The 13,361-nt window shown below is 61.4% G+C and carries 13 protein-coding genes; 11 read left to right on the top strand and 2 right to left on the bottom strand.

The window, feature by feature from the left end:
• Positions 1–53: 53 nt before the first annotated feature.
• The 3 genes from DWV00_RS26750 to DWV00_RS26760 are packed head-to-tail and all read left to right on the top strand — an operon-like array spanning position 54 to position 2,548.
• The gene (locus tag DWV00_RS26750; protein WP_115536638.1) at positions 54–398 is read left to right on the top strand and encodes a RidA family protein; all 345 of its coding nucleotides are present in this window, start codon (positions 54–56) and stop codon (positions 396–398) included.
• Positions 399–439: 41 nt separating this feature from the next.
• A complete protein-coding gene (locus DWV00_RS26755) occupies positions 440–1,087 on the top strand; it encodes an RraA family protein (RefSeq protein ID WP_181885598.1) in 648 nt (215 codons plus the stop codon).
• Between the two features lie 18 nt (positions 1,088–1,105).
• Positions 1,106–2,548: an aldehyde dehydrogenase family protein gene (locus DWV00_RS26760; protein WP_115536640.1), complete on the top strand. Its 1,443-nt coding sequence runs from the start codon at positions 1,106–1,108 to the stop codon at positions 2,546–2,548.
• A 19-nt stretch (positions 2,549–2,567) separates the two neighbouring features.
• On the opposite strand, the gene DWV00_RS26765 is transcribed toward DWV00_RS26760, so the two are convergent.
• Positions 2,568–3,539 carry a LysR family transcriptional regulator gene (locus DWV00_RS26765; RefSeq protein WP_181885600.1) on the bottom strand — a complete coding sequence of 324 codons (972 nt, stop codon included), beginning with the start codon at positions 3,537–3,539 and terminating at the stop codon, positions 2,568–2,570.
• Between the two features lie 75 nt (positions 3,540–3,614).
• Between DWV00_RS26765 and DWV00_RS26770 the strand changes: the two genes are divergently transcribed.
• Both DWV00_RS26770 and DWV00_RS26775 read left to right on the top strand, forming a co-directional pair.
• Positions 3,615–4,112 carry a GNAT family N-acetyltransferase gene (locus DWV00_RS26770; protein ID WP_115536642.1) on the top strand — a complete coding sequence of 166 codons (498 nt, stop codon included), beginning with the start codon at positions 3,615–3,617 and terminating at the stop codon, positions 4,110–4,112.
• 53 nt (positions 4,113–4,165) lie between these two features.
• Positions 4,166–5,404, top strand: coding sequence for a MalY/PatB family protein (locus DWV00_RS26775; RefSeq protein ID WP_281272671.1), 1,239 nt, complete (start codon positions 4,166–4,168; stop codon positions 5,402–5,404).
• 445 nt (positions 5,405–5,849) lie between these two features.
• Here DWV00_RS26775 and DWV00_RS26780 read toward each other — a convergent pair whose 3' ends face one another.
• Positions 5,850–6,746: a LysR substrate-binding domain-containing protein gene (locus DWV00_RS26780; RefSeq protein ID WP_115536701.1), complete on the bottom strand. Its 897-nt coding sequence runs from the start codon at positions 6,744–6,746 to the stop codon at positions 5,850–5,852.
• A 359-nt stretch (positions 6,747–7,105) separates the two neighbouring features.
• Here DWV00_RS26780 and DWV00_RS26785 point away from each other — a divergent pair, with 359 nt between their 5' ends.
• From DWV00_RS26785 to DWV00_RS26810, 6 genes are all read left to right on the top strand, one after another.
• The gene (locus tag DWV00_RS26785) at positions 7,106–8,401 is read left to right on the top strand and encodes a gallate dioxygenase (RefSeq protein ID WP_115536644.1); all 1,296 of its coding nucleotides are present in this window, start codon (positions 7,106–7,108) and stop codon (positions 8,399–8,401) included.
• A gap of 138 nt (positions 8,402–8,539) precedes the next feature.
• Complete coding sequence (locus tag DWV00_RS26790) at positions 8,540–9,892, top strand: MFS transporter (protein WP_115536645.1); 1,353 nt, start codon at positions 8,540–8,542, stop codon at positions 9,890–9,892.
• Positions 9,893–9,976: 84 nt separating this feature from the next.
• Positions 9,977–11,017, top strand: a complete 1,041-nt coding sequence (locus tag DWV00_RS26795; RefSeq protein WP_115536646.1) for an amidohydrolase family protein — start codon at positions 9,977–9,979, stop codon at positions 11,015–11,017.
• Entirely contained in the window at positions 11,010–11,693 is a 684-nt protein-coding gene (gene ligK, locus DWV00_RS26800; RefSeq protein WP_115536647.1) for a 4-carboxy-4-hydroxy-2-oxoadipate aldolase/oxaloacetate decarboxylase, read from the top strand. The genes DWV00_RS26795 and ligK overlap by 8 nt, the downstream gene beginning before the upstream one ends.
• 19 nt (positions 11,694–11,712) lie before the next feature.
• Entirely contained in the window at positions 11,713–12,426 is a 714-nt protein-coding gene (locus tag DWV00_RS26805) for a substrate-binding domain-containing protein (RefSeq protein ID WP_115536648.1), read from the top strand.
• Positions 12,423–13,328 carry an NAD(P)-dependent oxidoreductase gene (locus DWV00_RS26810; RefSeq protein ID WP_115536649.1) on the top strand — a complete coding sequence of 302 codons (906 nt, stop codon included), beginning with the start codon at positions 12,423–12,425 and terminating at the stop codon, positions 13,326–13,328. Before DWV00_RS26805 ends, DWV00_RS26810 begins: the two co-directional genes overlap by 4 nt.
• Positions 13,329–13,361: the final 33 nt, after the last annotated feature.

Below are 13,361 nucleotides of genomic sequence, written 5' to 3' on the forward strand. Positions count from 1 at the left end.
GCTTCGCTAACGGTCACCGTCAATTATTGGCTCTCGAGTATCGAAACACAAACATGTCAGAGATTAGTCGCATAGGCGCGCGGGGCAGCCGCGTCGTGAAGCACGGAAACACCCTTTACATCGGCGGACAGACCGCTACCGATCTCGATGGGGGAATCACGGTACAGGCCCGTCAGGCACTGGAGAAAGTCGATCGTTTGCTTGCGCTTGCCGATAGCGGCAGGACCAAGGTGTTGTCCGCCACGCTGTGGCTCAAATCCATGTCGGATTACCAAGCAATGAATGCCGTATGGGATGAATGGATCGATCAGGACCATCCTCCCGTTCGATGTTGCGGTGCAGTGGAAATGGCCGATCCGCGCATGCTGTTCGAGGTCATCGTCACCGCTGCTATCTAAACCCAACTCGATCCATTTCAGAGATTTTAAAGGAGCATCCCGTGTCCAACCTTCTGCATCAGCTTTCTGTCTTCCCGACTTCAGTCCTGTCCGATACGCTCGACGAACTCGGCATTCCCGGTGTCATTCCCGGCCTATCCGCGCAGCGCCAAGGCCAAGGCCGGGTCGTCGGACGCGCGCTTCCGGTCAAACTGCTCGCGAAGAAGAACGACCCCGACGCCTACCGTTTTGGCGGCGGTGTCGGAAAGCCGCTCGAAATGGTGCTGAAGACCATGGCGGACGGCGACGTCGTCCTGATGGATCTGGACGGCGCGAATTATGCCTCGGCTTGGGGCGGGCTGGCATCGCGGCTGGCCCAGCGTCGTGGCGTGCGTGGCACGATCATGTGGGGCACGTGCCGAGACGTCGAAGAGATCCGCGAAATCGGCTACCCCGTGTGGGCGGTCGGCGTGTGTCCGAAGCGCAGCCGCAACGATTTCACTTTCGGCTCGATCAATGAAACCATCCACATCGCGGGCGTCGCCATTTCGCGTCAGGACTATATCGTGGCCGACGAAAGCGGCGTCGTCGTAATCCCGGGCGCACGCGCCGAGCAGATCGTTGAGATCGCGACTCGCATCGCCGCGCAGGAAGAAGAGCTGCTTGCGAAAGTCCGAACCGACTCGGTGACGAACTGGGACGAAGTCTAGGCCCACACAGGACCGCTCATGACGCAATTCAAGAATTTGATCAACGGCGAATGGGTTGCGGGCGAGCGCTGCGCAATCAATGTCAACCCGTCGGACGCATCGGATGTGATCGGAGAGTTCGCGCAGGCAAGCGCTGCCCAAACCCAAGACGCCATTGCGGCCGCACGTAGCGCGTTTCCTGCTTGGTCGCAAAGCACACCGCAACAGCGCTTCGATTTGCTGGATCAGGTGGGGACCGCGATTCTCGCCCGCAAAGGCGAGCTCGGTAAGCTCCTTGCGCGTGAAGAGGGCAAGACACTTGCGGAGGCAATCGGCGAGGTCGGCCGTGCGGGGCAAATCTTCAAGTTCTTTGCCGGCGAAGCGCTGCGCATCGGTGGCGAGATCGTCCCGTCGGTTAGGCCGGGGTTGACCGTCGAAATCACCCGTGAGCCGATCGGGGTCGTCGGATTGATCACGCCTTGGAATTTTCCGATTGCTATTCCGGCCTGGAAGATCGCACCCGCCCTAGCGCATGGCAACTGCGTGGTCATCAAACCTGCGGAGCTCGTGCCGGGCAGCGTCTGGGAACTCGCCAACGTCATCGCGGACGCCGGAGCACCCCCCGGGGTCATCAATTTGGTGATGGGACGCGGCTCCATTGTCGGCGAGACACTGGTTCAATCGGCCGATGTCGACGCAATCAGTTTCACGGGTTCCGTTGCAACGGGGCAGGCCATCGCGGCGAAGTGTGTGGCGACCAACAAAAAGTTTCAGCTGGAAATGGGCGGAAAGAACCCGATGGTCGTGCTCGACGACGCGGATCTCGACGTTGCCGTGGACGCGTGCATCAACGGATCTTTCTATTCGACCGGACAACGCTGCACCGCATCTAGCCGCCTCATCGTCACCGCTGGAATTCACGATCGATTTGTCGAAACCATGCAGGCACGCATGCGTAGGCTAAAGGTCGGCAATGCGCTCGACCCCTCGACGCAGATCGGGCCGGTTGTCGACGCGACGCAGCTTGCGCAAGACGAGCGATACATCGACATCGCGCGCAGCGAAGGAGGATCGGTCTTCGGCGGTCAACGGCTAATGGCGGCGACAGACGGCTTCTTTCTTGCACCGGCGCTCGTGACCGAAACCACACCGGCGATGACGATCAATCGCGACGAAGTGTTCGGTCCGGTCGCATCGGTCATCAAGGTCGCCGACTATGAGGAAGCGCTCGCCATTGCGAACGATTCGCGGTTTGGGCTATCGGCGGGAATCTGCACGACGTCGCTCAAATTCGCGAGCCACTTCAAGCGCCACGCGCAGGTGGGCATGGTCATGATCAACGCCGCGACGGCCGGCGTCGATTATCACGTGCCATTTGGCGGACGCAAGGGTTCCAGCTACGGCCCGCGTGAGCAAGGCAGCCATGCGCGGGAGTTCTACACCGCAGTCAAGACCACCTACATTGCACCTGGCTCAGCTTGAAGGTCGCGTAGCCGCTCAATCAAAGCGATAAGTCCGACGGCCGCTTTGCGGCCGGAAGCGCCAGGAGTATTTGTTCTCGCATCCACGCGTGTCCTGGGGCGTCCGCGTGTCGTCTGTGATAGGCGATCTTCAAGGCATACCTCGGCGCCTCGAATGGTGTCGGATAGAGGCGCAATTTCAGAAGGGGGGCATATTCCTCCGCTATGCGTCTCGGCATCGTGATGATCAAGTCCGAACCGGCAACGACGAACGGAGCGGCCATCAGGCTCGGAAGATGAATAGCCGTGTCGCGCCGGTGGCCTGCCTTGAGCAACGCGGCGTCAATGACGCTTCCTTCGTTGCTCCACGGGGTGACGACGACATGGCGCTCCGCCAGATATTGCTCGAGGTTCAGTGTATGACCGAGCCGGGGGTGGTGCTTGCGAGCAACCACGACATATTCGTCCGTGAAGCACTCAAGTGATTCGAGCCCGCGATCGCCGTTTCCGGGTTCGGAAAAACCGACCGCGAAATGGATCCGCCCTGTGGCCAAGTCATCCGCGGAGTCTCCGTGCGTCGAATAGACAACCTTGATTCGCAGACGAGGCGCAGCCCGCTCCAGGATTGCCGCGAGTCTAGGAAGCAAGGCGAAGGCCGTGAAGTCCGTGGCCCCGAATACAAAGGTCATCGCGCTCGTCGATGGCTTAAACGGCCCAGTGGCGGCTAGCGTTGCCGTTAGCGATCTGAGTGCGTCTCGTACGCCATCCGCAATCTGGTCGGCCTTGGCAGTGGGTTGCATTCCGGCCCCATACCGGACGAACAGCTCGTCGGACAGCGCATTGCGCAGGCGATTGAGCGCATGACTGAAGGCCGACGGGCTCAATGCCAACTCATCGGATGCGGCTACGACCGTCCGGTGGCGATAGAGCGCATCGAACACCACCAGCAGGTTGAGATCGATACGCCGCAACTGATCATGCACAACATACATTTTAAAGTGACAACAATGCATTATATGCAATTCATCGGCGTCCTACAATCCGGTCTTCAGAAAGCCTCACGAATGGCTGATACGAGTGGTCACCCAATGAACATCCCAATGCCGATCTTTCGCAATGCTGTTTCTACAGACGTCTCTCGCTGCTATGAGATCGAATCCTCGGCCTACGAAGGCGACGAGGCAGCGACCGAAGCCAAGATCGCTACCCGTATCCGGCAGTACCCGCAAGGGTTCCTAGTGATGGAGCGGGAAGAACGGGTCATCGGATTCATCAACAGCGGCTGCGCGTACAACGTCGTGATGTCTGATGAGCAGTTCAAGGAGCTTGTCGGACACGATCCTGACGCGCCGAATGTCGTGATCATGTCGGTCGTGATCGATCCGGCTTACCAAGGAAAAGGCCTCGCGTCCTTGCTGATGCGGACTTTCGTCAATCGCATGCGTGAGCAGGGCAAGAAAACCATCCACTTGATGTGTAAGGAGCGTCACGTCGAGCTTTATCAACGGCTTGGCTATGACTACGTCAAGCCGTCCGACTCGGATCACGGTGGGATGTCGTGGCACGAGATGGTGATGATGCTGTAGGTGGCCGCACGCGCCCAAGGTGTGCCGTTCCATTGAGATAAGGAAAAATTAGGGTGAAGGCTTATTCCGCAGCGGTGAGAACGGACGCTCCTATCGGCGGCAGCGTCAGCATTTTTGATGAAGTCATCGATCGCAAACACTCCAATTCGATGAAATGGGCGATCGCAGGGAAACTGCTCGCCGCCGACGAATTTGCGGCGCAACCGTTACCGATGTGGGTCGCGGATATGGACTTCAAATCTCCGCGCCCTGTAATCGATGCTCTGCACGAGGCAGTGGAACATGGCGTGTTCGGTTATCCCGGCGGAGCGCCGGACAGCTATGTCGACGCGGTCGTCGGCTGGCAGGCCAAGCGATTCGGATGGGAAATCCCCAAGGAATGGGTCGTTCAGAGCTCCGGCATCATCACAACGCTGAAGACCGCGGTACAGGCGTTTTCCGCACCTGGCGACACGGTCCTGATCCAGCCGCCCGTGTATGCCCATTTCCACAACGATGTCCTGATGAACGGGCGTCATCTGTCCCTCGCGCCGCTTGAGCGGACAGAGTCGGGTTACCGCTTCAACGCGGAGACGTTCGAGGCCGCGATCCGGGACAACACCCAACTGTTCATTCTCAGCAATCCGCACAATCCCACGGGCAACGTGTGGACCGAGGACGAGCTTCGCACCATGGGCGAGATCTGCTTGCGGCGCGGCGTCCTTGTGATCTCCGACGAGATCCATCAGGACCTGATCATCAACCCCGCTAAGAAGCACATCCCCTTCGCCTCATTGAGCGAGACGTTTGCGCAGAACAGCATCACGTGTACGGCCCCGAGCAAGACGTTTAACCTGCCCGGCTTGCAGAGCGCGAATGTGTTCGTGCCCAATCGGCATCTGCGCGAAGCGCTGCTGCGGCAGTACGACAGGAACATGTTCCCGCTGGTGAACACGCTGGGGATGGTCGCCGCTGAGGCAGCCTATGCGCATGGCGAGGCTTGGCTAGAAGCGATGCTGGTCTATCTCCGCGAGAACCACACCCACTTCGCCAGCGCGATCAACAGCGCCACCACGAAGATCAAAGTATTGCCAGCCGACTCGCTTTACCTTGCGTGGTTGGATTGCCGCGGTCTCGGCATGAATGCCGAAACGCTGAACAAATTCATGCTGACCACGGCCCGGCTGTGGCTCGATAAGGGGCAAAAGTTTGGCATCGAGGGACATGGCTATATGCGGATCAATCTTGGATGCTCCCGCTCCACGGTCGATGAAGCGATCCGCCGACTGACCGCCGCGGTAGCCGGATACTGAACGGGCAACCAATCGCGGTCGGCTGGTCTGTCTCGAAGGCAATCCCGGCGCCTCGTAAGTTCGCGGCCAAGCCGATCGGCTGCTTGCTGTGGTAGAACGGACGTTCGAATGGCCTTGTCACGCAAGAGGCGAAAGACGCTTTATGGCCGACGGACTAAACCGCTCGCGCAGTAGGGGCTACGGTCCGGCGCTGGAGGTTAGGGAGAGGCCGGTCACGCGGCTTTATGTTGGCGAATGAGGCAAATCCGCCTCGTTCTTCAGCAGGAGCCCCATCATGACCTCCTCACAGTCAAACGTCAGCCCGCGGCAGCATCGCCGATCTGCGGTTTTCGCGCGTCGTGACTGCCTTTGCACTTGAGCACACTCCTGAGCCGCGAGCCTTTCGGTTCAATGATCTACGAACTGGCCCTTAGACGGAGTCGATTTTCTCGGATCGATCAATCGGTCAATCGATGGCGGCGCACCGCAACGTATCGATCAGCGCCTGCACCGCCTTGAGACGGGAGGATTTCCTCAGCGTATGGACCAGCAAGCGGCGGCGGGTCGCCCATGTCTCGTCGAGCGGACGCCGCACGAAGCCCAGCGAGCCGGCGAAAGCGGACGCCGCGCTCGTAGGCACGATCCCGATGCCGAGTCCGGCTTCGATCATCCGGCATTGCGCGTCGAAGCTATTGACCGTCACGGATAGCTGCAATGGGGTGCGCGCCGCGTCGGCGCGTTCCTTTAGCGTTTGATCCAACGAGCCGCCGGCTTGCAGCGCGACAAGCGGAAAGCGGATCACGTCATGAAAGGTCAGGGCATCGAGCGCCGCCAGTTCATGGCCGAGCGGCAGCAAGACCATGAGCGGATCGTCGGCGAAGTGCCATGATTCCAAGCCGTTGGGTGTCTCGCTGCTCGCCGAAATGCCGACGTCGGCTCGATCGTCGATGCAGGCGCGCACGACTTCGTCGCTGATCTCCTCCGTCAGTTCGATCTGAACGAGCGGGTACCGTGCTTGAAAGGCCTTCAAACGTTCCGGCAGGAAGCCGACGATCGACGATGCGTTGGCGTATAGCCTGACGACACCGGCGACCTCGCCGCTCAGCGACTGGACTTCGCGCGCCATGGATCGCAACTGATCGTGGACCGACACGGCGCGCTCGAATGCATGGCGGCCGGCCTCCGTCAATTCGACGCCCGACGGCGAGCGAATTAGCAGGGGCAGGCCCATGGCGGCCTCGAGATCCGCGATCCGCCTGCTGAGGGCGGAGGCAGCGATGTGATTGCGGCCGGCCGCACGGGCGATCGAGCCTTCGTGCACCACGGAAATGAACAGCTCTAAGCTGTAGGGATCGACTCGCATGCCGACGGAATCCTTCTTCGATCGTTCGCCGGCTGTCATCTTAGCAGCCTCGTTTTCGGCGGCTATCGGCCATGGGGCAAGGATTCGGCGGCATCCGGCGCCGCGCTTTGCGACTTCATTTGGCAGCTATCCAAATCGTTTATCGGGCGGGGTCGCCGCAGATCGCGGGCGCCACCGGCGCTTCATATCCGCCTCAAGCCTTATCCGGTAAGGGTTAGAGCCAGATTTTCAAGGGCAAGAAGCGCTCCGAATGGCTCGATTTCGCCTCGCTTTTTCAATCGAATCTCGTTAACCCGTACGTTCAAACCGGCGGGCGCCGCATGTACTCTTTGCCTCAGCGGTCACGGAGGATCATTGGAATGGCACGAATCGTCGGAGGCATCGCGGCCTCGCACACGCCCACCATCGGCTTTGCGCTGGACAAGAACAAGCACGACGACCCGGTTTGGGCGCCGATCTTCGCGAGTTTCGCGCCGGTAGCCGCCTGGCTTGCCGAAAAGCAGCCCGATGTTCTGCTGCTGATCTACAACGATCACGTGACCTCGTTCTTCTTCGATCACTATTCGGCGTTCACGCTGGGGGTGGGGGACACGTGGCGCGTGGCCGACGAAGGCGGCGGCGCGCGCGATTTGCCACCCATCGCGGGACATCCGGCACTGGCCGCGCACATCGGCAGATCGTTGATGACCGATGAATTCGATATGTCCTTCTTCCAAAACAAGGCGCTCGATCATGGCTGCTTTTCGCCGCTGTCGATGCTTTGCCCGCACGAACGCGATTGGCCGGCCAAACTGATTCCGCTCCAGATGGGGGTGCTGCAGATGCCGATCCCGAGCGCACGGCGCTTTTATAAGCTTGGCCAGGCACTGCGGCGAGCGATCGAAAGCTACCCCGAGGATCTGCGCGTGGCGATCGTCGCGACGGGCGGACTGTCGCATCAAGTGCACGGCGAGCGCGCCGGTTTCAACAACAGCGAGTGGGACCAGCGCTTTCTCGATCTGTTCGGGCGCGACCCGGAGCAGCTCGCGCAGATGACGACCGCCGAATACGCGACGCTCGGCGGCTTCGAAGGGGCCGAGGTCGTCATGTGGCTCACGATGCGCGGGGCGCTGCCGAGCAATGTCGTCTGCAAACATCGCAGCTATTACCTGCCGTCGATGACGGGCATTGCCGCAGCCGTCTACGAGCCCGAGCAGGGCGACATCGAGCCGGGAATCGCAGAGCGCCACCGGCAACGCATGGCGGCTGAGCTCGACGGGATCGAGAAGCTCGAGGGTACCTATCCGTTCACGCTCGAAGGTGCCGTCAAGACGTTCCGGATCAACAGCTACTTGCATCGAATGGTGGAGCCGAGTCATCGCGAAGCGTTTTTGCGCGACCCGGAGGCCAGCTTCGAGGCCGCGGGCTTGACGCAGCAAGAGCGCGATCTGATACGTCGGCGTGACTGGCGAGGCCTGCTTCACTACGGCGTGATCTTCTTCATGCTCGAGAAGCTCGGTGCCGTGACGGGCGTATCGAACCTCCATATCTATGCCGCCATGCGCGGCGAAACGCTGGAGGCGTTCCAGCGTACCCGGAACGCGCCCGGTGCCCTCTACTCGGTAGCGGGCAAAGGGTCGGGCGATCTCGCTTGGGATCGCGGCGAATCGCAATAGCAGCGCCGAAAGGCACCTCACCGCACCGGCTTCCAATCCGCCCTTCAAGGCGGTACCGGAGGCGCTCGACCTTGAAAAACGAAAACGACGGGCGACCGGTGCGCCGACACAGGAAAACAGGAGACAGGAGACAAAGCGATGACGACCGGCAAGACAATCGACATTAAATCTTTCATCGACGAGCGGCCCATCTCGCCGTACCAATGGCTGCTCGTGGCGCTTTGTTGCCTCGTGGTGATCGCGGACGGCATGGACGTCGCCATCATGGGTTTCGTGGCGCCGTCGATCATTCACGATTGGGCGATTTCACGGCCCGAGTTCGGTCTGGTGATGAGCGCGGCCCCGATCGGGCTCGTGATCGGATCGCTGGTGGCGGGGCCGAGCGCCGACCGGTTCGGCCGCAAGAACGTGCTGATCGCATCGATTTTTCTATTCAGCATTTTCACGATCGCGACAGCGCAGGCGGGCTCCCCCGTAGCCATGGCCGCATTGCGCTTGCTGACCGGTATCGGCCTTGGCGCAGCGATGCCCAACACCACGACGCTATTGTCGGAGTATGCGCCCCAGCGCAAGCGCTCGCTGATGATCACGATCATGTTCACGGGCTTCAACTTCGGATCGGCATTGATCGGATTCGTGGCGGGCTGGCTCATTCCCGTGCACGGCTGGCGCTCGGTGCTGCTCTTCGGCGGCGCGCTGCCGCTTGCGCTGATTCCGCTGCAGTTGTGGCTCCTGCCTGAATCGGCCCGTTTGCTCGCGGTCCGCGGGGCACCGTCCGAACGTGTCGGGGCATTGTTAGGGAAGGTATGCGGCGTGCGCTTTTCCGGCGACGAGGTGTTCGTCTCGACCGAGCCGCCGCTGCCCACGCGTAAGCCGATCGGTGTGCTGTTCTCGCAAGGCTATGGCCTCACGACGATTGCGTTATGGGTGACCTATTTCATGGGCCTGCTCGTCATCTATCTGTTGACCGGTTGGCTGCCGACGCTGATCAAGGATGCCGGACTGTCGGTCACTACCGCGGCGAACGTGACGGCCATGTTCCAGATCGGCGGCACGATCGGCGCGATCGGGGTCGGTTGGCTGATGGACAAAGTGCGGCCGGGGCCCGTGATCGGCGCGGCTTACCTGGGCGGTGGCCTCTGTGTGCTCGGGTTGGCGTGGATCGGCGCGTTGTCGTCGTCGCTGGCCTTGCTGGTCTTTGCCGCCGGCTTTTGCATGAGCGGCGCGCAGACGGGACTGAATGCTTATGCGCCGGGCCGGTATCCGACGGCCGCGCGTGCGACTGGCGTGAGTTGGATGCTCGGGATGGGGCGGTTCGGGAGCATTTTCGGGTCGGCGATCGGCGGTGCGCTGCTCGGGCTCGGATGGGAGTTCGCCGGGATTCTGGCGATGCTGGCCGTGCCCGCGACGCTGGCGGCAGCCGCCATCCTGATGGCGCAGCGATCGACCGAAGGCGCGCCGGCGGTACGAGCGAACACCGCGGCACATTGAACGGTCGTGGGCGAGGCGCCTCGGCTCGAACGGCGCTTCGTTGGTCGCAGTACGAGGCAAACGATTTATCAGTTAGGAATACGAATGATTATCGATATCCACGGACACTATACCACCGCCCCCAAAGCGTTGGAGGCATGGCGCAATCGGCAGATCGCGGGCATCGCGAATCCGTCCGAGATGCCCAAGGTGTCTGACTTGCGGATCGACGACGATACGCTGCGCGAATCGATCGAATCCAATCAGTTGCGGCTGATGCGCGAGCGCGGCGTCGATCTGACGGTGTTTAGCCCGCGGGCCAGCTTCATGGCCCATCACATCGGGGACTTTCAGGTATCGAGCACTTGGGCGGCGATCTGCAATGAGCTTTGCTATCGCGTAAGCCGGCTCTTTCCCGAGCATTTCGCTCCCGCGGCGATGCTGCCGCAAAGCCAGGGCGTCGATATCACCAGTTGCATTCCCGAACTCGTCAAGTGCGTGGAGCAATACGGGAGTGTGGCCGTGAACCTGAACCCCGATCCGTCCGGGGGGCATTGGACGAGCCCCCCGTTATCCGACCGGTACTGGTACCCGATCTACGAAAAGATGGTCGAGTACGACATCCCGGCGATGATCCATGTCAGCACGAGTTGCAACGCATGCTTTCACACGACGGGCGCGCACTATTTGAACGCGGACACGACGGCCTTCATGCAATGCCTGACGTCCGACCTGTTTCGCGATTTTCCGACGCTGCGCTTTGTCATACCGCATGGCGGCGGCGCCGTGCCGTACCACTGGGGCCGATTCCGCGGGCTGGCGCAGGAGCTGAAGAAGCCGTTGCTGCAGGATCATCTGCTGAACAACGTTTTTTTCGACACCTGCGTCTACCACCAGCCCGGCATCGACCTGCTCACGCGCGTCATCCCGGTAGACAACATCTTGTTTGCGAGCGAGATGATCGGCGCGGTACGAGGGATCGATCCCGAAACGGGGCATTACTTCGACGACACGAAGCGCTACATCGAGGCGGCGCATATCGATGCCGGCGAGCGGTACAAGATTTACGAAGGCAATGCCCGGCGCGTCTATCCGCGTCTCGACGCGATGCTGCGCTCAATCGAAAGGAACGCCGATCATGTATGAGTTGGGTGTCGTTTATCGCAACATCGCGCGCGCGGACAAGTCCATCGCCGAGCAGCTCGGTGCCTTCGGCTCGGCGACGGTGCACGAGGCCATGGGGCGAGCCGGATTGTTGAAGCCCTACATGCGGCCGATCTACCCGCATGCGCAAGCGTCCGGCACGGCCGTTACCGTGTTGCTACATCCCGGCGACAACTGGATGATGCATGTCGCGGCGGAGCAGATTCAGCCCGGCGACGTCGTCGTCGCGGCAGTCACGGCGGAATGCACCGACGGCTACTTCGGCGACCTGCTGGCAACGAGTTTTCAGGCGCGCGGGGCGAAGGCTTTGATCATCGACGCCGGCGTCCGCGATGTTCGCGTGCTCGAAGAGATGGGGTTCCCGGTATGGAGCAAGGCGATTTCCGCGAAGGGGACGATCAAGGCGACGCTCGGCTCAGTCAATATCCCGGTGGTTTGCGCGGGCGCGTTGGTGAATCCCGGCGATGTCGTCGTTGCCGACGACGACGGTGTGGCGATCGTGCCCTCGCGCATGGCGGGACAGGTGCTAGAAAAAGCAGTGGCGCGTGAAGCCAACGAGGCGGCGAAGCGCGCGAAGCTAGCCTCCGGTGTGCTGGGCTTGGACATGTATGGCATGCGTGAGCCGTTGAAGCAGGCCGGACTGCGGTACATCGATTGAATCTGAAAGAGCAGTGGATATGACTGTCGATCCCTTTGCGATTGGGCCGCTCGCCGGCATCTCGTCGATGGCGACTCGCCAGGTACTGGCGGAGCTCGCCGATGAATACGAGCGGCACTCGAGCCGCCGAGTGCGCATCGAATCGGTTGGAGGCGTTGACGCGGTTCGACGCATTTTGGAGGGTGAACCGTTCGACGTCGTCGTGCTCGCGGCCGACGCGATCGAGCGTCTAGCGAGCGCGGGCTGCGTCGATCCGGGCAGTAGGACCGACTTGGCTCGATCAGGTATAGCGGTGGCGGTGCGGGCCGGCGCGCCGCACCCCGAGATCGGGAGCCAAGCCGCGCTTCGAGAAGCCCTTCTCACCGCGCGGAGCATCGGGTACTCGACGGGGCCTAGCGGGGTGCATCTGCTGAGCTTGTTTGGGCATTTGGGCATTGCCGAAGCGCTTGCCCCGCGTGCGGTGCAAGCGCCGTCCGGCGTCGCCGTGGGCACGCTAGTCGCTCGAGGAGAGGTCGAACTGGGCTTTCAGCAACTCAGCGAACTGATTCATCTACCTGGGATCGATGTCGTCGGCCCGCTTCCCCCAGGCGCTCAACAGATCACCGTCTTTTCCGCGGCGGTATGCGCGGGCTCGGCCCGCAGCGCAGATGCGAAAGATTGGTTGACCTTTCTCGCTTCGCTTGGAGCCGGACCGGTTATCCGGCGCAATGGTATGGAGCCTGTCAATTCATGAGTTCAATCGATCGAATCGCTTTCGTTGGCTTCGGCGAAGCCGGCGGTATTCTCGGCGCGGCGTTGGCGCGCAAGGGCATTGCCGTCACGATATACGACCGCCTGCTCGACGATCCGGCCACCGCATCGGCGATGCGCGAGAAAGCCGCGCATGCGCGCGTGCGGGCCGCGATGACGGTCGCGGATGCCATATCGGGCGCACAACTGATCGTCTCGGCCGTCACGGCGGCATCGGACGAGCAGGTCGCCGAAGCGGTCGCGAGTTGCATCGTGGCCGGGCAAACCTACGTCGACATCAACTCTGTCTCGCCCGCAACGAAGCAACGGGGGCAACGACTGATCGAAAACGCGGGGGGTGTTTACGTCGAATCGGCGGTGATGGCGCCGGTGCCTCCGTATGGTTTGTCGGTGCCGATGCTGCTGGGTGGGAGATGGGCATACGAGGTCGCTGCGCAATTGTCCTCGCTCGGCTTCAACGCGCGCGCGGTGTCGGACAAAGTGGGCGTGGCCTCCGCCGCCAAAATGTGCCGCAGCGTCATGATCAAAGGCGTTGAAGCATTGACCGTCGAATGCTTGAGTGCGGCGCGGGCCTACGAAGCCGAGGAGATCGTGCTCGCTTCGCTGCGCGAGACATTCGAGAAGATGCGCGACATGCGCGATTTACCCGGCTATCTGATCAGCCGTGTCGCGGAGCATGGCCGGCGTCGTGCGGAAGAAATGCGGGAAGTCGGTCAGACTCTTCACGACGCGGGTATCAGGCCGTGGATGACCGACGCATGCGCGCAACTCCAGGATCAGTTCGTCGACGACATGGGCGCGCACGATATCCGGTATGCCGCGTTGTCTCCTTTCGTCTGGCAGGACGTGGTCGATCGACTCATGCCGGAGCGCAATGACGACTGAGCGAGCGGTGGACGATCGGCGTATTCGCTCATT

Source organism: Trinickia dinghuensis, assembly GCF_003367175.1.
GTDB classification, from domain to species: Bacteria; Pseudomonadota; Gammaproteobacteria; order Burkholderiales; family Burkholderiaceae; genus Trinickia; species Trinickia dinghuensis.

What these genes read in the sequence shown, in the direction of transcription:
- DWV00_RS26785 (WP_115536644.1), top strand. Translation starts at nt 7,106, where the DNA reads ATGGCACGAATCGTCGGAGGCATCGCGGCCTCGCACACGCCCACCATC.
- DWV00_RS26760 (WP_115536640.1), top strand. Translation starts at nt 1,106, where the DNA reads ATGACGCAATTCAAGAATTTGATCAACGGCGAATGGGTTGCGGGCGAG.
- ligK (WP_115536647.1), top strand. Translation starts at nt 11,010, where the DNA reads ATGTATGAGTTGGGTGTCGTTTATCGCAACATCGCGCGCGCGGACAAG.
- DWV00_RS26780 (WP_115536701.1), bottom strand. Translation starts at nt 6,746, where the DNA reads ATGCGAGTCGATCCCTACAGCTTAGAGCTGTTCATTTCCGTGGTGCAC.
- DWV00_RS26790 (WP_115536645.1), top strand. Translation starts at nt 8,540, where the DNA reads ATGACGACCGGCAAGACAATCGACATTAAATCTTTCATCGACGAGCGG.
- DWV00_RS26795 (WP_115536646.1), top strand. Translation starts at nt 9,977, where the DNA reads ATGATTATCGATATCCACGGACACTATACCACCGCCCCCAAAGCGTTG.
- DWV00_RS26765 (WP_181885600.1), bottom strand. Translation starts at nt 3,539, where the DNA reads ATGCATTGTTGTCACTTTAAAATGTATGTTGTGCATGATCAGTTGCGG.
- DWV00_RS26770 (WP_115536642.1), top strand. Translation starts at nt 3,615, where the DNA reads ATGAACATCCCAATGCCGATCTTTCGCAATGCTGTTTCTACAGACGTC.
- DWV00_RS26750 (WP_115536638.1), top strand. Translation starts at nt 54, where the DNA reads ATGTCAGAGATTAGTCGCATAGGCGCGCGGGGCAGCCGCGTCGTGAAG.
- DWV00_RS26805 (WP_115536648.1), top strand. Translation starts at nt 11,713, where the DNA reads ATGACTGTCGATCCCTTTGCGATTGGGCCGCTCGCCGGCATCTCGTCG.
- DWV00_RS26810 (WP_115536649.1), top strand. Translation starts at nt 12,423, where the DNA reads ATGAGTTCAATCGATCGAATCGCTTTCGTTGGCTTCGGCGAAGCCGGC.